22 protein-coding genes and 2 pseudogenes are annotated in these 24,943 nt (G+C 60.1%); 12 read left to right on the top strand and 12 right to left on the bottom strand.

Annotated features, from left to right (window positions below):
* Positions 1-3: 3 nt before the first annotated feature.
* Together ACA058_RS04335 and ACA058_RS04330 are read right to left on the bottom strand one after the other, a co-directional pair.
* Entirely contained in the window at positions 4-1,185 is a 1,182-nt protein-coding gene (locus ACA058_RS04335; RefSeq protein WP_497638006.1) for an amino acid ABC transporter permease, read from the bottom strand.
* Between the two features lie 65 nt (positions 1,186-1,250).
* Positions 1,251-2,282: an amino acid ABC transporter substrate-binding protein gene (locus ACA058_RS04330; RefSeq protein ID WP_180205772.1), complete on the bottom strand. Its 1,032-nt coding sequence runs from the start codon at positions 2,280-2,282 to the stop codon at positions 1,251-1,253.
* A gap of 467 nt (positions 2,283-2,749) precedes the next feature.
* On the opposite strand from ACA058_RS04330, the gene ACA058_RS04325 reads away from it, so the two are divergent.
* From ACA058_RS04325 to ACA058_RS04305, 5 genes are all read left to right on the top strand, one after another.
* Positions 2,750-3,406 (top strand): alpha/beta hydrolase, encoded by a 657-nt coding sequence (locus tag ACA058_RS04325; RefSeq protein ID WP_497638005.1) that lies wholly within the window; start codon positions 2,750-2,752, stop codon positions 3,404-3,406.
* Between the two features lie 98 nt (positions 3,407-3,504).
* On the top strand, positions 3,505-4,992 hold the full coding sequence (gene rhlB / locus ACA058_RS04320) for an ATP-dependent RNA helicase RhlB (protein ID WP_497638004.1): 1,488 nt from the start codon (positions 3,505-3,507) through the stop codon (positions 4,990-4,992).
* Between the two features lie 141 nt (positions 4,993-5,133).
* Positions 5,134-6,078 carry an ornithine cyclodeaminase family protein gene (locus ACA058_RS04315; RefSeq protein WP_497639858.1) on the top strand — a complete coding sequence of 315 codons (945 nt, stop codon included), beginning with the start codon at positions 5,134-5,136 and terminating at the stop codon, positions 6,076-6,078.
* Between the two features lie 235 nt (positions 6,079-6,313).
* Complete coding sequence (locus ACA058_RS04310) at positions 6,314-7,441, top strand: NAD(P)/FAD-dependent oxidoreductase (RefSeq protein ID WP_497638003.1); 1,128 nt, start codon at positions 6,314-6,316, stop codon at positions 7,439-7,441.
* Between the two features lie 92 nt (positions 7,442-7,533).
* Positions 7,534-8,175 (top strand): helix-turn-helix transcriptional regulator, encoded by a 642-nt coding sequence (locus ACA058_RS04305; RefSeq protein ID WP_497638002.1) that lies wholly within the window; start codon positions 7,534-7,536, stop codon positions 8,173-8,175.
* Between the two features lie 131 nt (positions 8,176-8,306).
* On the opposite strand, the gene hmpA is transcribed toward ACA058_RS04305, so the two are convergent.
* Positions 8,307-9,488, bottom strand: a complete 1,182-nt coding sequence (gene hmpA, locus ACA058_RS04300; protein WP_497638001.1) for an NO-inducible flavohemoprotein — start codon at positions 9,486-9,488, stop codon at positions 8,307-8,309.
* 156 nt (positions 9,489-9,644) lie between these two features.
* Here hmpA and norR point away from each other — a divergent pair, with 156 nt between their 5' ends.
* A complete protein-coding gene (norR, locus tag ACA058_RS04295) occupies positions 9,645-11,207 on the top strand; it encodes a nitric oxide reductase transcriptional regulator NorR (RefSeq protein WP_497638000.1) in 1,563 nt (520 codons plus the stop codon).
* A gap of 67 nt (positions 11,208-11,274) precedes the next feature.
* Here the strand turns inward: norR and ACA058_RS04290 are convergent, their stop codons facing one another.
* Positions 11,275-11,532 carry a hypothetical protein gene (locus tag ACA058_RS04290; protein WP_497637999.1) on the bottom strand — a complete coding sequence of 86 codons (258 nt, stop codon included), beginning with the start codon at positions 11,530-11,532 and terminating at the stop codon, positions 11,275-11,277.
* A gap of 213 nt (positions 11,533-11,745) precedes the next feature.
* Between ACA058_RS04290 and ACA058_RS04285 the strand changes: the two genes are divergently transcribed.
* Together ACA058_RS04285 and ACA058_RS04280 are read left to right on the top strand one after the other, a co-directional pair.
* A complete protein-coding gene (locus tag ACA058_RS04285) occupies positions 11,746-12,720 on the top strand; it encodes a 2-hydroxyacid dehydrogenase (RefSeq protein WP_497637998.1) in 975 nt (324 codons plus the stop codon).
* 177 nt (positions 12,721-12,897) lie between these two features.
* Positions 12,898-13,407, top strand: coding sequence for a DUF2165 domain-containing protein (locus tag ACA058_RS04280; RefSeq protein ID WP_497637997.1), 510 nt, complete (start codon positions 12,898-12,900; stop codon positions 13,405-13,407).
* A gap of 11 nt (positions 13,408-13,418) precedes the next feature.
* On the opposite strand, the gene ACA058_RS04275 is transcribed toward ACA058_RS04280, so the two are convergent.
* Positions 13,419-14,321, bottom strand: coding sequence for a DMT family transporter (locus tag ACA058_RS04275; RefSeq protein ID WP_497637996.1), 903 nt, complete (start codon positions 14,319-14,321; stop codon positions 13,419-13,421).
* Positions 14,322-14,459: 138 nt separating this feature from the next.
* Here ACA058_RS04275 and ACA058_RS04270 point away from each other — a divergent pair, with 138 nt between their 5' ends.
* A complete protein-coding gene (locus ACA058_RS04270; protein ID WP_497637995.1) occupies positions 14,460-15,335 on the top strand; it encodes a helix-turn-helix domain-containing protein in 876 nt (291 codons plus the stop codon).
* 85 nt (positions 15,336-15,420) lie between these two features.
* Here the strand turns inward: ACA058_RS04270 and ACA058_RS04265 are convergent, their stop codons facing one another.
* From ACA058_RS04265 to ACA058_RS04240, 6 genes and pseudogenes are all read right to left on the bottom strand, one after another.
* Positions 15,421-17,847: a TonB-dependent siderophore receptor gene (locus ACA058_RS04265; protein WP_497637994.1), complete on the bottom strand. Its 2,427-nt coding sequence runs from the start codon at positions 17,845-17,847 to the stop codon at positions 15,421-15,423.
* A 214-nt stretch (positions 17,848-18,061) separates the two neighbouring features.
* Positions 18,062-19,051, bottom strand: a complete 990-nt coding sequence (locus ACA058_RS04260) for a FecR family protein (protein WP_497637993.1) — start codon at positions 19,049-19,051, stop codon at positions 18,062-18,064.
* Positions 19,048-19,614 carry an RNA polymerase sigma factor gene (locus tag ACA058_RS04255; RefSeq protein WP_497637992.1) on the bottom strand — a complete coding sequence of 189 codons (567 nt, stop codon included), beginning with the start codon at positions 19,612-19,614 and terminating at the stop codon, positions 19,048-19,050. Before ACA058_RS04255 ends, ACA058_RS04260 begins: the two co-directional genes overlap by 4 nt.
* Positions 19,615-19,652: 38 nt before the next feature.
* A pseudogene (locus tag ACA058_RS04250) lies at positions 19,653-19,802 on the bottom strand (DUF3649 domain-containing protein); the annotation flags it as partial.
* A 198-nt stretch (positions 19,803-20,000) separates the two neighbouring features.
* On the bottom strand, positions 20,001-20,411 hold the full coding sequence (locus tag ACA058_RS04245; RefSeq protein WP_497637991.1) for an HPF/RaiA family ribosome-associated protein: 411 nt from the start codon (positions 20,409-20,411) through the stop codon (positions 20,001-20,003).
* 214 nt (positions 20,412-20,625) lie between these two features.
* Positions 20,626-21,573, bottom strand: coding sequence for a LysR substrate-binding domain-containing protein (locus ACA058_RS04240; protein ID WP_401313747.1), 948 nt, complete (start codon positions 21,571-21,573; stop codon positions 20,626-20,628).
* Between the two features lie 135 nt (positions 21,574-21,708).
* Between ACA058_RS04240 and ACA058_RS04235 the strand changes: the two genes are divergently transcribed.
* Both ACA058_RS04235 and ACA058_RS04230 read left to right on the top strand, forming a co-directional pair.
* Positions 21,709-23,085, top strand: a complete 1,377-nt coding sequence (locus tag ACA058_RS04235; RefSeq protein ID WP_497637990.1) for an L-serine ammonia-lyase — start codon at positions 21,709-21,711, stop codon at positions 23,083-23,085.
* Between the two features lie 313 nt (positions 23,086-23,398).
* Positions 23,399-23,716: a DUF3509 domain-containing protein gene (locus ACA058_RS04230; protein WP_497637989.1), complete on the top strand. Its 318-nt coding sequence runs from the start codon at positions 23,399-23,401 to the stop codon at positions 23,714-23,716.
* Here ACA058_RS04230 and ACA058_RS04225 read toward each other — a convergent pair.
* On the bottom strand, positions 23,713-24,213 hold the full coding sequence (locus ACA058_RS04225; RefSeq protein WP_497637988.1) for a phosphate-starvation-inducible protein PsiE: 501 nt from the start codon (positions 24,211-24,213) through the stop codon (positions 23,713-23,715). The genes ACA058_RS04230 and ACA058_RS04225 overlap by 4 nt on opposite strands.
* 292 nt (positions 24,214-24,505) lie before the next feature.
* Here ACA058_RS04225 and ACA058_RS04220 point away from each other — a divergent pair.
* Positions 24,506-24,745, top strand: a pseudogene (locus ACA058_RS04220) (YebG family protein); the annotation flags it as partial.
* Positions 24,746-24,943: the final 198 nt, after the last annotated feature.

Below are 24,943 nucleotides of genomic sequence, written 5' to 3'. Positions count from 1 at the left end.
TCCTTACCGCTCGATCAGCGCAATGCGCTTGTTGTACCAGTTCATCAGCAAGGAAATGCTGATACTGATCGCCAGGTACACGCTCATGGTGATCGCAATCACCTCGATCGCCTGGCCGGTCTGGTTCAGCACCGTTCCTGCGAACAGCGACACCATCTCCGGATAACCGATACCGGCCGCCAACGAGGAGTTCTTCGCCAGGTTCAGGTATTGGCTGGTCAGCGGTGGAATGATCACGCGCAGGGCTTGCGGGATGATCACCTTGCGCAGCGTCGGACCATTGCGCAGGCCGAGCGAATGGGCTGCTTCGGTCTGGCCGTGGCTGACCGACTTGATGCCCGAACGCACGATCTCGGCGATGAACGCCGCGGTATACACCGTCAACGCCAGGGTCAAGGCCAGCAGTTCCGGGATCAGTACCCAGCCGCCCACAAAGTTGAAGCCCTTGAGCTGCGGCATTTCCCAATGCACAGGCGCGCCGAAGATCAGCGCGCACAGGGCCGGGATCACCAGGAACAAGGCCAGGCCGACCCAGAACTTGTGGAACGGAACGCCGGTTTCTTCGAAGCGTTTGGTCGCCCAGCGGTTCATCAACACGATGGCGACGATGGCCACCACGACGCTCACCACGAACGCCCAGAAACCGTCGGCCATCAGCGCGGCCGGCATGTTCAGGCCACGGCTGCTGACGAAAAACGTGTCGCCGAAGTTGTGGCTGTTGCGCGGCCCCGGCATGGTCAGGAACACCGCGAAGTACCAGAACAGGATCTGCAGCAGCGGCGGAATGTTACGGAAGACCTCCACATACACTGTCGCCACTTTGGCGATGATCCAGTTCTTCGACAGCCTTGCCACACCGACGATGAAGCCTAGGATCGTCGCCAGGATCACGCCGATGAAGGTCACCAGCAAGGTGTTGAGCAAGCCGATGACAAACACCCGGGCATAGCTGTCCGCTTCGGTGTAGGAGATCAGGTGTTGAGCGATGCCGAACCCGGCACTGCGCTCCAGAAAGTCGAAACCGGAGGTAATGCCCCGGTGTTGCAGGTTGGTTTGCGTGTTGTCGAACAGAAACCAGCCTAGCGAGACCACCGCGATAATCGTGATGATCTGGAATACCCACGCACGCACTCGTGGATCGCTGAGGCTGAGCCTCTGCTTTGGTGCGCCGATTGAATTTTGCATGAAGTGCCCCGCAAATAATGGAACAGAACATCACCCGGTGGTTGGCCCACCGGGTGATAGAACCATCAGCGCACTGGTGGTGCGTATTGAATGCCGCCAGCGTTCCACAAGGCGTTCAGCCCGCGGTCGATTTCCAGTGGAGTGCTCTTGCCGAGGTTTTTCTCGAACACTTCGCCGTAGTTACCGACTTGCTTGACGACCTGTACGACCCAGTCTTTCTTCACTTTCAGGTCTTTGCCGTATTCACCGTCGGTGCCCAGCAGACGAGCGACGTCCGGGTTCTTGGTGCCCTTGGCTTCGGCTTCGACGTTCTTCGAGGTGATGCCGGCTTCTTCAGCGTTGAGCATGGCGTAGCCAACCCAGCGCACGATAGCCAGCCACTCGTCGTCGCCGTTACGCACGACCGGGCCCAGTGGCTCCTTGGAAATGGTTTCCGGCAGAACCACGTAGTCTTTTGGCGCAGCCAGCTTGCTGCGCTGGGCGAACAGCTGGGATTTGTCGGAAGTCAGCACGTCGCAACGACCGGATTCCAGCGACTTGGCGCTCTCGTCGGAGGTGTCGAAAGTGATCGGGGTGTATTTCAGACCGTTGCCGCGGAAGTAGTCGGAAACGTTCAGTTCGGTGGTGGTGCCGGCCTGGATGCAGATGGTCGCGCCATCCAGCTCTTTGGCGCTCTTGACGCCCAGCTTGTTGTTGACCAGGAAGCCGATGCCGTCGTAGTAAGTGATAAAGCCAGGGAATTTCAGACCCATGCCCGCGTCACGAGAGCTGGTCATGGTGGTGTTGCGCGACAGGATGTCGATTTCGCCCGACTGCAGCGCGGTGAAGCGCTCCTTGGCGTTCAACTGACTGAACTTGACCTTGGTCGCGTCGCCGAACACGGCAGCCGCTACAGCACGGCAGTAGTCAGCATCGATGCCGACGATCTTGCCGGTGGAATCCGGAACCGAGAAGCCAGGCAGGCCATCGCTGACGCCGCACTGTACGAAACCTTTCTTCTGTACTGCATCCAGGGTCGCGCCCGCCTGAGCGAACCCACTGACGCCGAGTACCGCGGCTGCAGTCACGACTGCCAGGGTGGATTTCAACATCTTCATTCAAACCTCCAGTTTTGCTCTTGTTGTGTCGGAGCGTGAGTCCAGTCGCACCCTTTTGAGGCGTTGGTGACCCGTGTTGGCTTTTTTTAGGGTCAACCGACGTAGGACCGTAGCCATGAGTCTAGTAGGAGAAAATCCACATAAAGGACAACTCACTTCTCACCAATCGGCCGAACGGGCTGTAGCCCTTTCACGTTCGCGAAGCCCGTAGCGGCCACTGGCGAACATCCATTACCGGATTTTTTGCTATCCCGCGGCCAGTCGTACACTGATAGTGTTACCGCCAGGCGCGAGATGCGTTGCACCGCTTCCCCATAGCAAAGCCCGTACCACACCGGCTGCTAAAGCGGTTAAGCGACAGGTCAATAGCAAAACTTGTAACCTTGCGACATCTTCGTAACTGATCAACCAGAGGCGCCCTCAGACCTCGCACTCAATGAGGGCGCCCGCACAAAATTGGAGCAACCATGACCGAGCCCTTGATTCTTGAACCCGTCAAGCCCGCAGATGCCTGCGTCATCTGGCTCCACGGCCTTGGCGCCGACCGTTACGACTTCCTGCCGGTGGCCGAAGCGTTACAGGAAAACTTGCTGACCACGCGCTTCGTTTTCCCTCAGGCACCGACCTGCGCTGTCACTATCAATGGTGGCTACGAGATGCCGAGCTGGTACGACATTTTGGCCATGAGCCCGGCGCGCGCGATCAACCGTGAACAGCTGGAAGAGTCCTCACAGCGGATCGTTAATTTGATCGACGTGCAGCGAGCCATCGGAATAGACGCCTCGCGGATTTTCCTGGCAGGTTTTTCCCAGGGCGGCGCCGTGGTTCTACACACTGCGTTTCTGAAATGGCAGGGACCGCTGGGTGGCGTACTTGCCCTCTCTACTTATGCGCCGACCTTCAGCGATGACCTGGAACTGTCCGCCAGCCAGCAGCGCATTCCGGTGCTGTCGTTGCATGGTCAATACGATGACGTGGTGCAGAACTCGATGGGCCGGACCGCCTACGAGCATTTGAAGCAGCGTGGTGTCACCGTGACATGGCAGGAATACCCAATGGGCCATGAAGTGTTACCCGAGGAGATTCGCGACATCGGCGTGTGGCTCGCCGAGCGCCTGCGCTAAACAGCGACGTTTAAAAACGCCCTTTGATCCATCCCACTACGCCGCGCCCGATTCTTGCATTACACTGGCCGGCGTACATTCCTTAACCAATTGATGAGATGACCGTGCTCAAAGCACTCAAGAAAATGTTCGGTAAAAGCGAGACTGAGCAACTCGCGCCAGTCCCCAGCGCTCCGTCTCACACCCCCAGCCACCGCACCGACGGTAATCAGCCTGGCCGGGGCGCCCCCGTAGCGGCACCGAAACACGAGCCAAAGAGCGCAGCGGCCGCCGAGCCAGTTGTGCAAACCGCCGCCGAGCAACCGCGCAGCGAAACGCCGAAACCCGCCAAACCGCGCCGCGAACCCAAGCCCAAGGCGCCGGTCATTGCCTGGAAACTCGAAGACTTCGTCGTCGAACCCCAGGAAGGCAAGACCCGTTTCCACGATTTCAAACTCGCCCCCGAACTGATGCACGCCATCCAGGACCTGGGTTTCCCGTACTGCACGCCGATCCAGGCCCAGGTGCTGGGCTTCACCCTCGCCGGCAAAGACGCCATCGGCCGCGCTCAGACCGGTACCGGCAAGACCGCGGCATTCCTGATCTCGATCATCACCCAACTGCTGCAGACCCCGCCGCCGAAAGAGCGCTACATGGGTGAGCCGCGCGCACTGATCATCGCCCCGACTCGCGAACTGGTGGTGCAGATCGCCAAGGACGCGGCCGACCTGACCAAGTACACCGGCCTGAACGTCATGACGTTCGTCGGCGGCATGGACTTCGACAAGCAGCTCAAGCACCTCGAAGCCCGCCACTGCGACATTCTCGTGGCCACCCCGGGCCGCCTGCTGGACTTCAACCAGCGCGGCGACGTGCACCTGGACATGGTCGAAGTCATGGTGCTGGACGAAGCCGACCGCATGCTCGACATGGGCTTCATCCCGCAGGTGCGCCAGATCATTCGCCAGACGCCGCCGAAGAACGAGCGTCAAACCCTGCTGTTCTCGGCGACCTTCACCGAAGACGTGATGAACCTGGCCAAGCAATGGACCACCGACCCGGCAATCGTCGAGATCGAGTCGCAGAATGTGGCCAGCGAAAACGTCGAGCAGCACATCTACGCGGTGGCCGGTGCCGACAAATACAAACTGCTCTACAACCTGGTCAACGACAACGGCTGGGAGCGGGTCATCGTCTTCGCCAACCGCAAGGATGAAGTGCGGCGCATCGAAGAACGCCTGGTGCGCGATGGCGTCAACGCCGCGCAGCTATCGGGTGATGTGCCGCAACACAAGCGCATCAAGACCCTGGAAGGTTTCCGCGAAGGCCAGATTCGTGTGCTGGTCGCCACCGACGTGGCCGGTCGCGGCATCCACATCGACGGCATCAGCCACGTGATCAACTTCACCCTGCCGGAAGTCCCGGACGACTACGTGCATCGCATCGGCCGTACCGGTCGCGCCGGCGCCGACGGTGTGTCCATCAGTTTTGCCGGTGAAGACGACTCCTACCAGCTACCGGCCATCGAGGAAAAGCTGGGGCGCAAGATCAGCTGTGAAACACCACCGACGCATCTGTTGCGGGCGGTTGAGCGCAAGCGGCCATAACGGGCCACTTGCAGGAAAAAGCGCAGCCGGAAACGGACTGCGCTTTTTTTTCGTCTGGCTTTTTTTCAACAGGAGCTTGCTCGCGATAACGAAAAGTCCATAATGGACAAATTAGTTTACTCGCCACGCCCGGAGTCCACCATGGCCAGCACACCCTACGTGATCACCCAACCCCAGGCCCGCGAGTTGCTGGCGCAGGTCGACGTACCGCAGATCCTGCGCAAACTGTTCCGTGACCTGGCCGCCGGACAAGCCGTGCAACCGGCGCAGCAACTGGTGGAATTTCCACAGGGTGCCGGCGACTTCATCAATTACCTGGGCGTGCTGGCCGAAGATGGCGTGTACGGGGTCAAGACCTCGCCCTACATCGTGCGCGATCAAGGCCCTCTGGTGACCGCATGGACCTTGCTGATGTCGATGCAGACCGGTCAGCCGCTGCTGTTGTGTGATGCCGGCGAACTGACCACCGCCCGGACTGCCGCGACCACAGCGGTGGCGGTCGACGCCCTCGCGCCGCTCAAAGCGAACCGCCTGGCAATCATCGGCAGCGGCAAAGTCGCCCAGGCGCACCTGCATTATGTGAAAGGCCTGCGCGACTGGCAAAGCATTAGCCTGTACTCGCCAAGCCTGAGCGAAGACGCAGAAACGGTGAGCCTGCTGAAAAGTATCGAGCCGCGCCTGGCTATCACGCAAAGTCGCGAGGCCGCCATCACCGACGCGGATGTCGTCATGCTCTGCACCTCGTCCGCAGGTCCGGTGATCGATCCGTCGACCCTGGGCAAACCGGCGCTGATCACCTCAATCAGCACAAACGCGCCGCGCGCCCACGAGGTGCCGCCGCAGAGCCTCAATGACATGCAGGTATTCTGCGACTACCGTGTGACCACCCCCGGCTCGGCGGGCGAGATGCTGATAGCCGGCGAGCAGCATGGCTGGGATAAAAATGCGATTGTCGGCGACTTGCCTGAGCTGCTCAGCGGAAAAGTCCTGCGCCCTGATTACGATCGCCATGTGTTCTTCCGCTCGATCGGTCTGGGTCTGGAAGACATTGCACTAGCCAATGCCATCTACCGCCTGCAGCCCTAACCCCACCTCTTCCTGGGGACGCGCTTTTGTGGCGAGGGGATTTATCCCCGCTCGGCGGCGAAGCCGTCGTAAAACCGGGAAATGCGGTGGGCCTGACAAAACGAGTTGGTAGATTTTGGGGCCGCTTCGCGACCCAACGGGTCGGTGCGACGTTTCGATAAATCCCCTCGCCACAGAATCCGTCCACACAGGAAATGATCACAATTTTGGCATCGCGCACTTTCAGGAGACGTTCATGAGCCAGGCAGACTTCATCATCATCGGCGGCGGGATTGCCGGCGCTTCCACCGGTTTCTGGCTGTCGCAGCACGCACGCGTGATCGTGCTCGAACGCGAGTCCCATCCGGCCTATCACTCCACCGGACGTTCGGCCGCGCTGTACACCGCCGCCTATGGCACCCCTCAGGTGCGCGCATTGACCCAGGCCAGCCGCGACTTTTTCGATGCTCCGCCAAGCGGCTTCTGCGAACACCCGCTGCTGACCCCGCGCGGCGAGATGACGGTGGACTTCACCGGCGACCCGGCCGAACTGAACAACCAGTACCTGAGCGCCAAAGCCACGGTGCCGCAGATGCAACTGCTCAGCGCCGACGAGGCCTGCACCCGTCTGCCGATCTTGCGCCGAGAAAACGTCCACGGTGCGATCTACGATCCGACCGCCAGCGACATCGACACTGATGCCCTGCATCAGGGCTACCTGCGAGGCATCCGTCGCAACAAAAGCGAAGTGTGTACCGACAGCGAAGTGCAAAGCCTGAGCCGCGATGCCGAAGGTGTGTGGCACGTGCAGACCAACACCGGCACTTTCAGCGCACCGGTGATCATCAACGCCGCCGGCGCCTGGGCCGACAAGATCGGCGAAATGGCCGGTGCCCGGCCACTGGGCCTGCAACCCAAGCGCCGCGCGGCCTTCATCTTCGCCGGCCCAGAGGGCGTGGACATCCACCATTGGCCGATGCTGGTCAGCCTCGACGAATCCTTCTACATGAAACCCGACGCCGGGATGTTCCTCGGCTCGCCGGCCAACGCCGACCCGGTGGAACCCCACGACGTGCAGCCCGAAGAACTGGACATTGCCATGGGTATTTACCAGATCGAGGAAGCCACCACGCTGACCATCCGCCGCCCGACCCGAACCTGGGCCGGCCTGCGCAGTTTCGTCAGCGATGGCGACTTGCTGTCCGGTTTCGATACGCAGGTGCCGGGGTTGTTCTGGGTGGCGGCACAAGGCGGCTACGGTATCCAGACCTCGCCGGCCATGGGCCAGGCCAGTGCCGCGCTGGTACGCGGTGAACCCCTGCCCGAACCCCTCATCCGTTTCGGCCTGAACGCCGGGATGCTGTCCCCTGCCCGCCTGGGTTGACTATTGTCCTCAGGTGACGCGCCGACTCGATTGCGGCACACTTTCAGCGTCCTGTTTTACGGGGCGCTGAAGCTGCCCGGAGCCCCCACTGTATGAACGCACCTGAAAAAGACCCGGCCCTGAACGAGACGTCCATGGATAACTTCCGGGCAATCGCCGATGCCATCGCCACGTTGTTTTTTCCCCACGCCGAAGTGGTGCTGCACGACCTGCGTACGCAAAAGGTCGACTACATCGCCAACAACCTGTCGAAACGGGAAATCGGTGACGATTCGGCGCTGGAGGACATGCTCAACGACGATGTCAGCGACCGCAACATCGGGCCGTACGAAAAGCTCAATTGGGATGGTCAGAAGATTCGCAGCCTCAGCACCGTGCTGCGCGACCGCGAGGGACACCCGCTGGCGATGCTGTGCATCAACCTGAATATTTCGCTGTTCGAGAATGCCAAGGCCGCGCTGGACTTGTTCCTGTCGCCGACCAAGCTGATTCCGCAGCCCGACTCACTGTTCCGCGATGACTGGCAGGAACGGATCAACACCTTCCTCCACGCCTGGCTGCGCGAACGCCAGCTGAGCCTGAACCTGCTGACCCGCGATCACAAACGTGAACTGGTGCTGGCCCTGCACGCCGAGGGCGCCTTCAAAGGCAAGAGCGCATCGAATTATGTAGCCAATGTACTGAACATGGGCCGGGCGACGGTGTACAAGCATCTGAAGGAACTGAAAGGCTAAGACACACCTTGTGTAGGAGCGAGCATGCTCGCGATGGTCGTCAACGATAACGCGGGAAGCCTGGCACCCCGCGGTGGTCTCAGGTTCATCGCGAGCATGCTCGCTCCTACAATTGATTGCGCCTCCCCTTGTTATTCCAGGGCTGCAGCCGGCCCGAAGAACTCGTAACGGCTCTGCTTCTCTGGCACACCCAACGCCTTGAGGTGACGCTTGACCGCGGCCATGAAGCCTTTGGGCCCGAGGAAGTAAGCATCCAGGTCGCGCTCTTCGGGCAACCAGGCGGCCAGTTGTTCCTGGCTCAACATCCCGACCTTGTGCGCCGCCGGGCTGACGCCGTCATCTTCGGCATAGCAGTAGAAACGCTTGAGTTGAGGGTGACGCTCGGCCAGCCCGTCGATCCAGTCGCGGAAGGCGTGGACGCTGCCATTGCGCGCGCAGTGGATAAAGTGCACCGGCCGCTCGGTTTCCAGCGCCGCTTCCAGCATTGCCAGGGTAGGGGTGATGCCGACGCCGCCGCTGATCAGCACCAGCGGTTTGTCGCTGGCGCTCAGGGTGAACTCGCCCGATGGCGGGAACAGCTGGATGCTCGCCCCTACATGCAGTTGATCGTGCAAGTGATTGGAGGCTCGACCGCCGGTTTCACGCTTGACGCTGATGCGGTACTGGCCCTTGTTCGCCAAGGCCGACAGCGAATAGTTGCGACGAATCTCTTCTCCATCGAGGATCAGTTTCATGCCGATGTACTGGCCAGGCTCGGCCGCCAGAATCGGCCCCTTGTCTGCCGGCTCGAAATAGAAGGAGGTGATTTCCGCACTTTCCTCGACCTTGGCCACCACGATGAATTCCCGCGCCCCGCGCCAGCCGCCCGGTGCCTGCTCTTTCTGGTCGTAGATGCTGGTTTCGGCACCGATCAGAATGTCCGCCAGTTGACCGTAAGCCGCCCCCCATGCCGCAATCACTTCAGGGGTGGCGATTTCTTCGCCCAGCACTTCGGCAATGGCCCGCAGCAGGCAGCTGCCGACAATCGGGTAGTGTTCCGGCAGAATCTGCAGGGCCACGTGCTTGTTGATGATCTTGGCCACCAGGTCGCCCAACTGATCGAGTTGGTCGATGTGGCGGGCGTACATCAATACACCGTTAGCCAGGGCGCGTGGCTGGTCACCGCTGGCCTGGTGAGCCTGGTTGAACAGCGGACGCACTTCTGGATACTCGGAAAGCATCATGCGATAGAAGTGAGTGATCAACGCTTCGCCACCGCTTTCCAGCAATGGCACAGTGGACTTGACGATGGCACGGTCTTGAACGCTAAGCATAAGGTGACTCCTGGGCAACGGGATTTTCTTAACAGTTGCCTAAGGCTTATCAGTTTCCATGCCAACTATTAAATCGTTATAAATCAATAAGTTAAAAACACGATAGTCATTACGACACACAGCAGGTTATAGTCTTATCGACTACACGGAGTCACTATGACTGCAAAATCCCTGCTAACCGCACTGTTGCCCCTGGTTGCGGACCTGTCCCGCGAACTCCCCGAGGGCGAACGCTATCGGCGCTTGCTGGAAGCCATGCGTGCCCTGCTCCCCTGCGATGCCGCCGCCCTGCTGCGCCTCGATGGCGAATGGCTGGTGCCACTGGCTGTCGACGGGTTGAGCATCGACACCCTCGGCCGGCGCTTCAAGGTCAGCGAACACCCGCGCTTCCAGGCACTGCTCAGCAGCACCGGCCCCACGCGGTTTGCCGCTGACAGCGGTATGCCCGACCCGTATGACGGCCTGGTCGATGGTCTCGACGATCATCTGGAAGTACACGATTGCATGGGTTGCCCGCTGTTTATCGATGAACGGCCGTGGGGCCTGCTGACACTCGATGCTCTCAATCCGGAACAGTTCGAACCGATCGAACTGGATGCCCTGGAGGCCTTCGCCAGCCTCGCGGCGGCCACCGTCAACGCGGCCGAACGCATCGAGCGCTTGAACAACAGGGTCGAAGACGAACATCAGCGCGCCGAGGTGTACCGCCAGGCCAGCGGCCAGCAAAACCGCGAAATGATTGGTCAAAGCAAGGCGCACAAACGCTTGGTGGAAGAAATCAACCTGGTGGGCGGCAGCGATCTGACGGTGCTGATCACCGGGGAAACCGGGGTGGGCAAGGAGCTGGTGGCCCAGGCCATCCATGCCGCCTCACCGCGTGCCGACAAACCCATCATCAGCCTCAACTGCGCCGCCTTGCCGGACACGCTGGTGGAGAGCGAGCTATTCGGGCATGTCCGCGGCGCCTTCACCGGCGCGATGAATGACCGACGCGGCAAGTTCGAACTGGCCAATGGCGGTACGCTGTTTCTTGATGAGGTGGGCGAACTGTCGCTGACGGTGCAGGCCAAATTGCTGCGCGTGCTGCAAAGCGGTCAGCTGCAGCGACTGGGTTCGGACCAGGAGCATCAGGTCGATGTGCGACTGATCGCAGCGACCAATCGCGACCTCGCCGAGGAAGTGCGCAGTGGCCGTTACCGCGCCGACTTCTATCACCGGCTCAGCGTCTACCCCTTGCTGGTACCGGCGCTACGTGACCGTGGGCGAGATGTGTTGCTGCTCAGCGGTTACTTCCTCGAACAGAACCGCTCGCGCATGGGCCTCAACAGCCTGCGCCTGAGCACCGATGCCCAGGCTGCGTTGCTGGCCTACGGTTGGCCCGGCAATGTGCGCGAACTGGAACACCTGATCGGCCGCAGTGCGTTGAAGGCGTTGGGTAACTGCAAGGAACGGCCGAAGATTCTCAGTTTGAGTGCCGCCGACCTCGATCTGCCCTATGCCAGTATCGAAGTCAGCGTCGAAGCCAGCGCCGAGCGACCCGCCGAAGCGGCCATGGAAGCGGTGACGGGAGATTTACGCGAAGCCACCGAGCGTTATCAGCGCCAATTGATCGGCGCCTGCCTGGAACGCCACCACCACAACTGGGCGAGCGCGGCCCGTGAACTGGGCCTGGACCGGGCCAATCTCGGGCGGATGGCCAAGCGACTGGGGATGAAATAAGCACCGGGCGGTGATCGCTGTGGCGGCAGTCATCACAGAGTGCCGCGGGCAAGTCCGCTGAAAAAGCCTAACGCTTGCCCATCGAACGGCGTGTCCCCGGAGGCGCCATCCCCGGCGTCTTGGTGTGGCCATTCTTGGCGCCGTTCTTGTACCACGGCTGGCTGGCGTCCTTGGTGGCCTGCAGCTCACCCGGCTTGAACGGGAACCTGAACGCCGGGATCGCGGTTTTGGTGTCGCTGTCAGCGCTGGAGTCGACGCTGTCTGGCAGCTCTGCCTGTGCGTCGCTCAAGGCGTCGGCTACCGGCGGTTGTTTCGGGGAAGTCATGAAAAGCTCCGGGTGATGCACACTGTGTCGGGCCCGGTCAGCGAGCCGCGAAAGACGACAGTATAGCGGAAGGGCAGCTACAAGCTTCAAGCTGCAAGCTGCAAGCTGCAAGTTAAAAGCGCTGCGCTTGGCTTTTGACTTGCGGCTTGCGGCTTGCAGCTTGAAGCTTGTAGCTTTCCAACCTTTCTCCTCCGCCCGACGAGCCCTGTGCCCATGAAAAAGACTGTCCTCGCCTTCAGCCGCGTCACGCCAGAAATGGTTGAACGCCTGCAACAAGACTTCGACGTCATCGTGCCGAATCCGAAAAAGGGTGACATCAATGCCCAGTTCAACGAAGCCCTGCCCCATGCCCACGGCTTGATCGGGGTCGGTCGCAAGCTCGGTCGCGCACAGCTGGAAAACGCCGCCAGGCTGGAAGTCGTGTCCAGCGTCTCGGTGGGCTATGACAACTATGACGTGGCCTATTTCAACGAGCGCGGGATCATGCTCACCAACACGCCGGACGTGCTCACCGAAAGCACTGCCGACCTGGCCTTCGCGTTGTTGATGAGCACTGCGCGCCGCGTCGCCGAGCTCGATGCCTGGACCAAGGCAGGTCAGTGGCAAGCCACCGTCGGCGCCCCGCTGTTCGGCTGTGATGTCCACGGCAAGACCCTGGGCATCGTCGGCATGGGCAACATCGGCGCGGCCATCGCACGCCGTGGGCGCCTGGGCTTCAACATGCCGATCATCTACAGCGGCAACAGCCGCAAGACTGCGCTGGAACAGGAATTTGGTGCGCAGATGCGCAGCCTGGACGAGCTGCTTGTTGAAGCCGACTTCGTCTGCCTGGTGGTCCCGCTCAGCGAGAAAACCAGACACCTTATCAGCCATCGCGAACTGGCCCTGATGAAGCCGAGCGCCATCCTGGTGAACATTGCTCGTGGTCCGGTGGTAGACGAGCCGGCCCTGATCGAGGCGCTGCAGAACAACCGCATCCGCGGTGCCGGGCTGGATGTATATGAAAAGGAACCGCTGGCCGAGTCGCCGCTGTTTCAATTGAAAAACGCCGTGACCTTGCCGCATATCGGTTCGGCCACCCATGAAACCCGCGACGCCATGGCCAACCGTGCCCTTGCGAACCTGCGCAGTGCCTTGCTGGGTGAGCGCCCACAAGACCTGGTCAACCCACAGGTCTGGAAAGGCTGAAAGAACGATGGCACGTCTGGCTGGACGTGCCACTTTCCATAACATCAAACAACTTGCCATTTAAATAGAGCAGACGACATAACTTGCAATGCAGTCTCCGACTGAACTTTCCTGAACAGCTATAAGCTTCTAGCTATTAAAGAAAGCACCAAACGTGCACTCGGAGATCACACCCCAATGAACAAACTAACTACCGCCTCCGTGATAAGGCGAAGCAAAATAATTATTGTTTTAACAGCGGCATTATTCGGGCTGACAACACTTGCTAACAATATCACCGATTATGCGGCATACGCTGACTACATCGGGCGCATCATCAGCATGAGCGACAACGAGGGTAACGATTCCCGGCGCTACAGGGCAATCACATCCAACATGTTTCATCATCGTTTTTACTGGGCCATCATTTCGCTCGAGATCATTTACACTTTTAGTTGCCTGGTGGGGACCTATCAGCTCTGCCGAAAAGTCGATGCACCACGCAACGACTTTCACGAAGCGAAAAAATTCGCGATAGCTGGCCTCTCGACAGGTATTTTTGTTTATCAGGCCTTATACGTCATCATACTCAATGAATGGTTTGACATGGATTACTCTTCGCATCGCAACACTTATGATTGGGCAGAAAACAACATTGGATACATGTTTCTCGGCCTGATCTATCTCACCGCAGTAAAAGACAGCTGAACAGCCGGTGCCTAGGCCAGCTTCCCCGCCACGGGCTTGGCGCTCGCCTTGGGCTTGCGAAACACCAGCACGTTGCCCAGCATGACCATCACCAGGCCCACGAGCGCCGGGGGAGTCCATTGGTAGCCTTCGGCAAACGCTGAGACATTCAGCGCCACCACCGGAAACAATACGGTGCAATAGGCTGCGCGCTCGGGGCCCATGCGCCCGACCAGGGTCAGGTAGGCAGTGAAACCGATGACCGAACCGGGAATCACCAGATACAACAGCGAGCCGATGTAGCGGGCGTTCCATTCCATGTCGAATGGAATGCCCTTGACCAGGCACCACACCGACAACATCGCCGCGCCGTAGGCCATGCCCCAGGCATTGGTCGTCAGCGGCTTGAGCCCGGCTTTTTGTTGCAGGCTCGACAGCATGTTCCCCGCCGAGAAACACAAGGTGCCACACAGGGCCAGGCCAAGACCGAGCAAGGTTTGCGGGCTGGCGGTGTGACCCACCAGCTCGGGCCAGAACAACAGGCCCAGGCCGAGCAAGCCCAGCGCGCCGCCCATCAGCACATTGCGGGCGATTTTCTGAGCGAAGAACACCCGTGCATTAAGCGCATTCCACAGCGTGGCCGTGGAAAACACCACGGCGACCAGGCCGCTGGGGACCCACTGACTGGCAGTCAGGAAACACATGAAGTTGACGCAGAACAGACACAACCCCTGCGCCAGGCAAATCAGATGCCCGCGGCGGTTCATCACTTGCAGGCGGCGGCTGAGCAGCAAGACCCCGAACAGCACCAGCGCCGCTAAACCAAAGCGATAGACAATGGACACGGGAATCGCCACCACGCCCAGTTGCCATTTCAGGGCAATCCAGGTGGTGCCCCAGATCAGCACAGTCAGCAGGTACAACGAAAGGTTCATGGCAAAGGCTCCTCGATAGGCGCCCAGTGTCCTGCGCCGCGTTGCGCCGCACTTGCATAATCTTGCGCTTTTGTCCGGCGACGGGCTGGCAGGCGTATGTCTACGGAGTAGGATGCAAGGCGTTGGAGAGAAACGATCATGCCCGCACTGGAAACCCTGCAAGTCTTTCAAGCCCTCAACCGCTCGCCCAATGCTCGCCTCGAGCACAGCGCCGAGCTCGGTGACGGATTGGCAGCAGCCTTGTGGAACAACCACCACGATGCCCAGGACTACGAAGCGCCGAGCCACCACACGCTGTCCTGCTACATCGCTGGCGGTACCGGGACTTTCCGGCGTGACCAGCCCGGCACCAAGGGCGGTCCGGACAAGCTGTGCATCCTGCCGGCCGACCATCAGTCAGGCTGGGTGATCAATGGCGACATTCGCCTGGCCCACCTGTATTTCAGCCCCGAACAATTTGCCCTTGGCTGCGTCACCCTGCTCGACCGCGAACCACGGCAACTGCAATTGCGTGAGCAAACGTTTCTTGATGACCCACAACAGGCGTTGCGCTTTCGGCACTTGATCAGCCTCAACTGGGACGAACCGGGAGAACGTCTGCTCACCAGCAGCCTGGCCCATGAAATGCTCGCCCACGCCCTGCTCAGCCAGGTCAGCATGCGTCCCGGCTTGCGCCTCAAGGGTGGCCTGGCCGCGCATCAGCGGCGGCATCTGGTGGAGTTCATCGACAATCAGTTGGCCGAAGCCATCAGCCTGGGACAATTGGCGGCATTGTGCGCGCTGTCGGAATACCACTTTGCGCGGATGTTCCGTGAAAGTTTCGGTTTGCCGCCCCACCAGTATGTACTCGCGCGACGCCTGAACCGGGCGCGGGAGTTGCTGCGCTCGACGTCGCAACCGTTGGGCGAAATTGCATTGGCCTGCGGGTTTGCCAGTGCCAGTCACTTTACCAACCGGTTTCGGCAGGCACTAGGTGGAACGCCGGGGGAGTATCGCCAGGCCTTTTTGCGCTAAAGCGAGATCAAAAGATCGCAGCCTGCGGCAGCTCCTACACGGGATGTGCGTTTCTCTGTAGGAGCTGCCGCAGGCTGCGATCTTTTCAGAACTCCAAGGTGCTCGACAACGTCACCTGCCGCGAATCCCCCATCGACACAAAGAACCGGCTCGCCGCCGAGGTGTAATACGTGCGGTCAAACAGGTTCTTCACGTTGAGCTGAAACTTGACCCGCTGCCCGTCGAGTTGGGTGTCGTAGGTGGCGAACGCGTCGGCCACGGTGTAGCTCGGCAGGTCGAAATCGTTCACCGCGTTACCCGCCCGCTCACCGACGTAACGAGCACCCGCACCGACCCGCAGCTGGTCACCACCGACAATCGTGCCGAAGTCGTAGACTGCCGACAGCGAGCCGCTATTTTTCGCGACGTTTTGCAGTTTTTTGCCTTCGTAGATGGGGTCTTCGGTCACCTCGGCATCGGTATAGGCATAGCTGCCGATCATGCTCCAGCGGTCGCTGAGCTGGCCGCTCAAGTCCACTTCCAGGCCACGGGAACGCACTTCGCCCGCCGCACTGTAGAGGGTCACCGGGCCTTCGGCGTTAGCCACCAGGACGTTGCGTTTCTTGATGTCGAACAGCGCAATGTTGCCCGTTACGCGGCCCGGCATTTCCAGCCTGGCCCCCACTTCCCAAGACTTGGCTTCTTCCGGCGCAATGCTGCCATCGAGCACGGTGCTGCTGCCGCTCAATGGCGCAATGGTCGAGTTGGGTTTGAACGATTCGGTGTAGCTGCCATAGAACGACAGCTCATCGGTATAGCGGTAGACCAGACCGGCGCGCGGCACCCACTTCTGTCCGTTGCTGTCGGTGTTGGCCTTGAACGGCACGCCTTTGCCAGCGTACTGGTCGTACTCCTGGAAGCGTCCGCCAGCCACCAGGATCCATTGGTCGGTGAGGTGGATCGAGTCCTGCAAAAACACCGAATCGCTGCGCAGTATATCGGTCTGCGCACTGTCGGCCGGGCTGACCGTGGTGCCTGGGACTTCGCGGCCGTACACCGGGTCGAGGTAGCTGAAGGTGCTCAGGCTTTTCTGACGGATCAGGTCGGCGCGGTAGATCTTGCGGTATTCATCATCGATCCCGAGCACCAGGTCATGTTGCATGCCGGCGACATCGACCTTGCCTTCGAGGCTGGCGGTGGTGAAACGATCGGTGCTGATTGCATTCTGCGTGCCGTCCATGCTGCGCGTCAGCGTGCCTTTGCTGGTATCGATGGCGGTCACACGCACCTGGCTGGCATCGTAGGTTTCGCGATTCCAGCTGTAGCCGAAATGGGCTTTCCAGTTGTCGTTGAGGTCGTGATCGGCCTCGAAGTGATACAGGTCGGAGCGTCCTTCCATGTTGTTGAATGGTTCGTCGAGCCGGCGCTCACGGGAGATGTCCAGCGGATGATTGTCACGCGGATCGATCACCGTGCCACGGTCGAACGGGGTCAGGAACTCCCGGTGTTCATAGGCGAACAACAGCTGGGTGCTTTCACCGAACCAGGCCAGCGACGGCGCCACCAGGGTCTCGCGGTGCACACCGTAGTTGCGCCAGTAATCTTCGTCTTCGTGGTCCAGCACCATGCGGTAGGCCAACCCGGAATCGCCCAGGGCGCCAGTGGTGTCAAAGGTGCCGCCGCTGCCGTTCTTGCCCTTTCCATAGGTCGAGCCACGCAGGGTCAGGGCGTTGAATGGATCAAGCTCCGGCTGCTTGCTGACCATGTTGACCACTCCGCCGGGATCCTGGATGCCATAGAGCAACGAGGCCGGGCCCTTGAGTACTTCGACCCGGTCCACCGTAGCGTTCATGCCCCGCCCCTGCACCACCGGCATGCCGTCACGCATGATCGAGCCGTTGCGGTTATCGCCGAAACCGCGGGTCATCACCGAATCCTGGGTGCTGCCCAGCGTGTTGCCCTGGGTGATGCCGCTGACGTTCGCCAGCGCGTCATCCAGGTTGCGCGGGGCCTGGTCGCGAATGACCTGGGCCGGGACGACGTTGACCGTCTGGGGAATTTCCTGAAGCGGCGTCGAGGAGCGCATCACCGAGCTGGTGGGCGGCGGCTGGTAGCTTGTGGACTGATCCATCACCGAGGTGATGGTGGTAGCGCCCAGATTCAACGCGCCCTCGGTCGGTAGCGGTTCCAAGACCATTGTGTGACCATCGATGCGGCGCGAGGTCAAGCCAGAACCGCTGAGCAAACGCTGCAGGGCCTGTTCAGCACTCAACTGTCCGTTGAGCGCCGGGGCAGTGAGGCCGTAAGGCGCTTCATCGGTGTAGACCACGCTGATACCGGTGACCTGACTGAAGTCGCTTAAGGCCTGGGGCAACGGTTTGGCGACCATCGAAAAGCTGAACAGCGTACTTTGCCGGCTGCTGGCCTGCGCGGCCATCGCCCCATTCAGCGGCAGCAGCGCCAATGCCGCGAAACTCAACGCAGACACACCTAACCATTGTTTGACCGAACCCGATATTGCCCTGGACTTCATGACTCATGACCTGTGTAGAACCGCAACGGATGCGAATGACTCGCAGTTTCAGTCACTACACGGATGGCATTCGGTTTTACCTCAGCAAAAATTTGAAAATATTATTGTTAGGAGATGAGGTGTTTGATCTGACGCCTTCGCGAGCAGGCTCGCTCCCACAGGAGAATGCATTCCAAATGTGGGAGCGAGCCTGCTCGCGAAAGGGCCGGTCGCTTCAGCGCAAAATAATCAGATGCCCCAAAACCTGATGCTGCTCAAACCCAAACACCCCCTGCAATGAACTCAACACTGCCTGCGGGTCCTTGCTTGGAAAGCTGCCACTGATCTGCCGCTTCGCCAGTTCATCATTGAGCAACACGATTCTCCCCGGGTAATACCGCCGCAGATCCTCAACCACATCGGCCAGCGTCGCCTTGTAGTAATTGAGCCACCCCTGGCGCCACGCCAACTGAGCTTCGCTGTCCACCGCGTGGAGTTTTTCCGCCGAGCCTTCGCCGTAAGCCACTTGCTGGCCGGCCGTCAGGATCTGCTGATCCGCGTTCTTGTCCGCCATCACGCCAACCCGACCAGACAACACCGTCACCTGCGCCCCATGGGGTTGAAGGCGCACTTCGAACTGCGTCCCAAGCACCCGCGCCTGGCCCTTCTCGGCGTCGACCACAAAGGGCTCACCGTTATGGGTCACGCTGAAAAATCCGGCACCGCGGCGCACCTGCACATGTCGCTCACCACCACTGAAATCCACGGCGATCGCACTGTCGGCATCGAGGGTGACTTGCGATTGATCGGCCAAGGTGACGGTGCGGATTTCCCCTGGCGCCGAGACATAATCGGCGCCCAGGTCGTCGATCCAACGCAACGGCTGCCAACCTGTGCCGAGGCTGATCATCAGCAGCAGGCAAGCCGCCATGGCCAGCGCGCCCGACCAACGCCGAACGCTGCTGCGGCGTGAGCGATTCATGGCGTTGAGGTAACCCTGCAAGGCTAGCGCGTCCTCCTCGGCGAGCGTGCGCGCCGGCACTTCGCTCAATTCCCACAGCACTTGCGCACGGCTGTACGCCTCAGCATGAGCGGGGTCGGCCTGCAACCACTGACTGAAAGTGGCCTGATCACCGCTGCTCGGCTGGTCATGCAACAGACTCAACCAGGCCAACGCTTGCTGTTCCTGAGCGGGCGTCGGCATGACGGGTTCGATGCTATTCACTGTGCTTTCCCTGGCGTGCGCGGGTCGGGTTCCCGCAGGCTGGCCTTGCAGGCCTCGAGCGCGCGCATCATATGTTTTTCCACGGCACTCTGGGACAGGCCCATGGCCTTGGCGATCTCGGCGTACTTGCGGCCATGGATGCGGTTGAGCAAAAAGATCTGCCGAGTGCGCTCCGGTAACGCGCGCAACGCCGCTTCGACGTGGCGCAAATCGTTGCCTGCCTCCAGCGCCGCTTGCGGCTCGCCGCCCACCATGTCCGCAGGTTCTGCCATCAAAACTTCGTTGGCCCGCACCCGCGTGCCTTCACTGCGCAAGTGGTCGATGGCGATGTTGCCAGCGCAGCGCAACAGATAGGTGCTGAGTTCTTCAACTTGCACCAGGGGTCGTCGCCAGAACCGCACGAACAAGTCTTGCACCAGATCCGCCGCCGTCGCCCGGCAACCGACGCGACGGCTCACCAGCGCTTCCATTTGCGAACGCTGGGAGAGAAACACCTGGAGAAAATGCGCACGGTCGCCGCGTGGTTCGGCGTGCTCGATCTCGGGAGACTCGGAGGGAGTCATCGATTCAGTACTGCGCCATAGCGGCAATCGGGCTGACCAACAGGCTTACCCCGGCCAGCGCCAATGCCAGGCGTCAGGCAAACACTGGCCAACGCCGTCACGGTGTACCCGCCGAATACGGTCGCCAGCACCCGCGAAGTGACCGCCAATCGATAGGAAACGGGGAGCGCGGTGCTTTTGGCTTTCATGTCGCGACCTTGAAACCGGGTGAGGCCGCATGAACGTCACGGGGCCAGCAAGGTGCAATATTAATGATAAATATTCTCATACGCAAAACTGTCGGATGAGATCAGGTTCGACGAAAACAGTCAGGGCAAGCACAAAAAACAAAACGGGCCTGCAATGCAGGCCCGTTTTCTGTGGGAAGGTAAAAAGTGAATCAGGCGTCAGGCGTTTTGCGCAGCCTGTTCGTTTTCAAGAAACTCTTCTTCCAGCAGTTTGTCGGCGAGAGGCCTGCGCTCGAAGGGCACCACGGCAGCGCGTGGTTTGCCGCGCAGTTTGCCGAACAGGTGTTCAAGGGCGTGTTCGAGTTTCTCGGCAGCTCCGTCGATCGCCAGTTCCAGGCTGGCGGCTTTATGGGTGACAGAAATCGGTTGGTGGCCTTTTGGCCGCGCTTCCAGCTGGCAGCGCAAATCATGGGGACCGGGCTTGTCGCCGTTCTCGTCCCGCAGGTGAACCTCTACTCGGGTCAGGTCCTCCTCATAACGTTCGAGCGTGCTCTCAATGGTGGTTCGTACCCACTCCTCCAGTCGTTTACTGCCTTGAATATGGTTATCGCTATTGACTTGGATTTGCATAGTTCATCCCTTATTTCAGCTAGCTCGCGAGAGGCCGGTCAGCTAAGCCCTTGGGCGTCATCACCGTGACCTCTTGGTTACACAATCGGTCTGTACGATGAACAATTCAACCCCTAAAAAAAGATAAATATCTAATCGCAAAAAATTCCGGACAACCGGCAAAAGCGCTGTTAAGGTCGGGAGTTGGGTCGCCCCGCTCTTACGTAATAATTGCTCACATCTGCCGCTCCCCGAGCGGGTGCAGGCCGCGAAAAATCCCCGCTTCCTCCACCAGCCAGTCATGCACCGCACGCACACCCGGATGGCTCAGCGCCCCCGGCGCGTAGAGCACCATGTAGCGCTTGTGATTGGGCACCGCCAGGCCGAACGGTACGATCAATGCGCCCCGCTCCAGCTCGTCATTGAGCAGCGTACGCCGTGCGATCGCCACGCCCATCCCGGCGATGGCCGCTTCGATGGTCAGGTGATTGCGATTGAAGGTATGCCCGCGCCGCACGTCAGCACCTTCAAAGCCGATGGCATCGAGATAGAACTCCCATTCCGCGTATTCGTAGCTGCCGCGCCAGGCGGTGATGTCATGCAGCAACGGAAAATGCAGCAGATCCGCCGGGCCATGCAACGGCGGACGACCGCGCAACAGGCCTGGGGCACACACCGGGAAAATCTGCTCGTCGAGCAACGCTGTGGATAACAGGCCGGGATAGCTGCCGTCGTTCAGGTCGATGGCCAGGTCGAAATCGCCTTCGTGCAACGGCACGCTGCTGTCTTCGGCCACCAGGCGCAACTGAATGTCCGGGAAGCGCTGCTGCAAGCGCGGCAGTCGCGGCGTGAGCCATTTGCTCAGGAAGGAAGGGATCGAACGCACCCGTAGTGTGCCGCTGATCATCCCCGCGTCCAGCCGGCGCAATTCCGCATCGATGCTGCCGTAGGCCTCATTGACGGTAATGGCCAGTCGCTGGCCTTCGGCGCTCAATTCCACGCCCCGGGCACGCCGGTGAAACAGGCGAAAACCCAGGCGCTCCTCCAGTTGCCGAATCTGCTGGCTGACCGCCCCTGGCGTGATGTGCAGTTCTTCGGCGCAACGGGTGAACGACAAGTGCCGCGCGGCACAGGAAAACACCTGCAGCCAGACGTAAGTCTGGGCGTGTAACTGACGGCTCATCGTTTAGTCCTGCTAAAGGCTGTCTTAGAAAGTTTCGTTGGTCACGTATGACCGAGAGAGGCAGTATCGCTGAAAGTGCGCTTGTCCTACAAAAATGGCAGCGATTCATCTTCCATTGCAGGAATAGGCTTTAGCATGGCTATCAGTGTTTTCGATCTCTTCAAAGTCGGCATCGGCCCGTCCAGCTCCCATACCGTCGGTCCCATGCGTGCTGCCGCGACCTTCGCCCAGGCGCTGGTGGACCAGGGTTTAGTGACTGACGTACGGCGAGTGGAAATCCGCCTCTACGGCTCCCTGTCGGCGACCGGTGTCGGTCACGCCACCGACCGTGCCTGCGTTATGGGATTGATGGGCGAATGGCCGGACCGTATAGATCCCTCCACCATCGACAGGCGGATCCATACCTTGCGTGAAACCGGCGAGTTGGCGCTGGCAGGCCAAGTGAGCATTGCCTTCAACTGGTCGCGCGATCTCCTGCTGCTCGATGAGAGTTTGCCCTACCACCCCAACGCCATGTCCCTGACAGCCTTCGGCGAAACCGGCGAACTGTTCGAACAGACCTACTACTCGGTCGGTGGTGGTTTCATCATCGAGGCGGCAGAAGCCGAATCCGGGATTTCACCCACCCGCGACGTGGATTTGCCATACGACTTTTCCAGCGCCGCGGAACTGCTCAAGCTCTGCAACCAGCACGGTCTGCGGGTTTGCGAGTTAATGATGGCCAACGAACGGGCGTGGCGCAGTGACGAAGAAATACGCCAGGGCTTGCTGCATATCTGGTCGGTGATGCGCGAGTGCGTCGAGCGGGGGCTGGAGCACGAAGGCATCCTCCCTGGCGGCCTGAATGTGCCGCGACGTGCGGCGAAATTGCACCGCAGCCTGATGGAAATCGGCAAGCCGAACGTCATCACTTCGACCCTGTCGGCCATGGAATGGGTGAACCTGTTCGCCCTCGCCGTGAACGAAGAAAACGCCGCCGGCGGGCGCATGGTTACGGCACCGACCAACGGCGCAGCGGGGATCATTCCGGCGGTGCTGCACTACTACATGAAATTCAACCCCGACGCGTCGGACGATGACGTCGTGGCGTTCTTTTTGGGCGCGGCCGCCGTCGGCATCCTGTGCAAGAAAAACGCCTCGATCTCCGGCGCCGAAGTTGGCTGTCAGGGGGAAGTCGGCTCTGCCTGCGCCATGGCCGCCGCCGGCCTGGCTGAAGTGCTCGGCGCCACGCCGGAGCAATTGGAAAACGCCGCTGAGATCGGCCTTGAACACAACCTCGGCCTGACCTGCGACCCGGTCGGCGGGCTGGTGCAAGTGCCGTGCATCGAGCGCAACGCGATTGCTGCCGTGAAGGCGATCAACGCCACGCAAATGGCCCTGCGCGGCGACGGCAACCACTTCATTTCCCTGGACCGGGTGATCCGCACCATGCGCGACACCGGCGCCGACATGCACGACAAGTACAAAGAGACATCACGGGGTGGTCTGGCGGTGAGCTGGGTGGAATGCTGACCGGTTTGGTGGCATGCAGGCGGTTAATGCCCTGAAACGGGCAGGCCCCCTGTAGGAGCGAGCCTGCTCGCGAAAAACCTGAGAGCGCCGCGTGGCGCCAGATATCCCGCGTCATCGTTGACCTACATCGCGAGCATGCTCGCTCCTACAGTCCGCGTTTCTTGTCTGACAATCTTTCCGGCATGTCCCTTGCTACATCCCACTTGGAACATTGATGGCGATATTGACGAGAAATGGCCGGTGGTCTGGCGTTGCGAACCAACCCGATCACGGCCGGTCAACAACTGCACGTTCAATCAAGCGGTGACGCATCATGGACAACCCTTTTCAGCTCATTACCGATGCTTTTGCAGCGGACTATCAGATCAACCTGAGCATTCAGGGTCTGGACGGCAGCATCATGCTGACCCTTTCCAACAGTGGCCGCGTAGTAGCAAAACGCATGATCAGTGCCGAGCAACGCAACGATCCGCAACGCCTCAAACGCCTGGTGCAAAGCATTCAGTTCGGCATTGCCATCGAACAGGGCCACAGCGCGGTGGCCATCCTCGAAGCCATGACCGATGGCGGCACGCGCAGCCTGTCGACACCCCCAGTGAAAAACCGGCCGCGCCCGGCCATCGGGCTTTAAAGCTCGCCCTTCTCCACCTCCGGATGTTCACCCGAGCCCGCACCTGTCTTACGGTGCGGGTGCTCGATCTTCACCGAGGGAAATTGCGAAGAGGCGTAGCGCACCACCAGGATCGCAAACGCCAGCAGCAGAATCCCGCCGCACAGGTAAATGATCCCCTGGTCCGGTGGATTGTGATGGGACACGTTGGAAATCAGCAGCCGCGTGAGCGCCGTGATCGCCACGTAGATCAGGAAACGCACCGGCATGTGGTTGGTCTTGAAGTAAATCCCGACCATCGCACCCAGTTCCAGGTAGATGAACAGCAGCAGGATGTCATCGATCTTGATATGACCCTGCTCGAGCATCCCGAGAAACTCCATCACCGCTGCCCACGCGGTCACCGCACCAATGGCAAACAGCGCCAGGTAGTGGAAGGTTTCGACGAACAGGTTGCCCAGCGACTCGGCCAGTTCATGCACGTTCTGCCGCAGCTTTTCGGCCCAGTTGATTTTCACGATGATGCTTCCTTAGGTCGGCTCGACCGGATAATGCAGGTTGGACGTGACGGTTGTTCTGCATGCAGAAACAAGGCCACGACCATGATGGCTAGCCGCCGTAGATTCTGCTCCGTGGCGTTTGGTCGCAGCTACCTATACCAAGCTACCAATACCCGAGGCCTGACAAATCCCGAAACCGGCCTACATTAAAAAGCCACTACCCAAACCCCAAGGATTCGCTTATCCTTTGCTGTATATAGATACAGTAGTCGATTCAGACTAACAAATGTGAAGGCATGTGAGGTGGTGAATGGCCGTCGAAGTGGTATACCGCAGCAGCCGAGATCGGGAGCACTTGTTCATGGATAAAGCCGAAGCTGACCGTCATGACAAAATGCTCGAGCTGGCCGAGTTGCTGGCTGACGTGTTGCAAAAAGCCGTTCCGTCCCTGACCGAACAGCAAGTGGAAGAAGTCGGGATCTACATGGCGAAGAACCGCGATGTGTTCGCCAAGGCGTTCAAGAGCCAGCCGGACGCCTTGTCCGAACTGCTCACAGCGCCAGCAGATGTTGCGCAGCCGATGGAAGTACCTGCTGCTGTTGAAGCGCCTGCTGCTGTTGAAGAGACAAGCGCTGAGCCGGTTGCCCCGGCCAAGCCAGCCAAGGCTGCGAAAACAGCGAAGTAAGCGACGAATTGAATAGGCCTTGTAGGAGCTGCCATAGGCTGCGATCTTTTGATCTTTTGATCT

It is taken from the genome of Pseudomonas sp. LBUM1649, from assembly GCF_059716155.1.
Note: the sequence above shows the minus strand (reverse complement) of the source record. Positions and strands in the feature narration are given on the sequence as shown.

Coding starts and splice junctions, on each gene's coding strand:
- ACA058_RS04255 (WP_497637992.1), bottom strand. CDS start 19,614: ATGACTCCCTCCGAGTCTCCCGAGATCGAGCACGCCGAACCACGCGGC.
- ACA058_RS04335 (WP_497638006.1), bottom strand. CDS start 1,185: ATGCAAAATTCAATCGGCGCACCAAAGCAGAGGCTCAGCCTCAGCGAT.
- ACA058_RS04245 (WP_497637991.1), bottom strand. CDS start 20,411: ATGCAAATCCAAGTCAATAGCGATAACCATATTCAAGGCAGTAAACGA.
- ACA058_RS04240 (WP_401313747.1), bottom strand. CDS start 21,573: ATGAGCCGTCAGTTACACGCCCAGACTTACGTCTGGCTGCAGGTGTTT.
- norR (WP_497638000.1), top strand. CDS start 9,645: ATGACTGCAAAATCCCTGCTAACCGCACTGTTGCCCCTGGTTGCGGAC.
- ACA058_RS04310 (WP_497638003.1), top strand. CDS start 6,314: ATGAGCCAGGCAGACTTCATCATCATCGGCGGCGGGATTGCCGGCGCT.
- ACA058_RS04305 (WP_497638002.1), top strand. CDS start 7,534: ATGAACGCACCTGAAAAAGACCCGGCCCTGAACGAGACGTCCATGGAT.
- ACA058_RS04325 (WP_497638005.1), top strand. CDS start 2,750: ATGACCGAGCCCTTGATTCTTGAACCCGTCAAGCCCGCAGATGCCTGC.
- ACA058_RS04235 (WP_497637990.1), top strand. CDS start 21,709: ATGGCTATCAGTGTTTTCGATCTCTTCAAAGTCGGCATCGGCCCGTCC.
- ACA058_RS04285 (WP_497637998.1), top strand. CDS start 11,746: ATGAAAAAGACTGTCCTCGCCTTCAGCCGCGTCACGCCAGAAATGGTT.
- rhlB (WP_497638004.1), top strand. CDS start 3,505: ATGACCGTGCTCAAAGCACTCAAGAAAATGTTCGGTAAAAGCGAGACT.
- ACA058_RS04270 (WP_497637995.1), top strand. CDS start 14,460: ATGCCCGCACTGGAAACCCTGCAAGTCTTTCAAGCCCTCAACCGCTCG.
- ACA058_RS04265 (WP_497637994.1), bottom strand. CDS start 17,847: ATGAAGTCCAGGGCAATATCGGGTTCGGTCAAACAATGGTTAGGTGTG.
- ACA058_RS04280 (WP_497637997.1), top strand. CDS start 12,898: ATGAACAAACTAACTACCGCCTCCGTGATAAGGCGAAGCAAAATAATT.
- ACA058_RS04230 (WP_497637989.1), top strand. CDS start 23,399: ATGGACAACCCTTTTCAGCTCATTACCGATGCTTTTGCAGCGGACTAT.
- ACA058_RS04315 (WP_497639858.1), top strand. CDS start 5,134: ATGGCCAGCACACCCTACGTGATCACCCAACCCCAGGCCCGCGAGTTG.
- hmpA (WP_497638001.1), bottom strand. CDS start 9,488: ATGCTTAGCGTTCAAGACCGTGCCATCGTCAAGTCCACTGTGCCATTG.
- ACA058_RS04330 (WP_180205772.1), bottom strand. CDS start 2,282: ATGAAGATGTTGAAATCCACCCTGGCAGTCGTGACTGCAGCCGCGGTA.
- ACA058_RS04275 (WP_497637996.1), bottom strand. CDS start 14,321: ATGAACCTTTCGTTGTACCTGCTGACTGTGCTGATCTGGGGCACCACC.
- ACA058_RS04290 (WP_497637999.1), bottom strand. CDS start 11,532: ATGACTTCCCCGAAACAACCGCCGGTAGCCGACGCCTTGAGCGACGCA.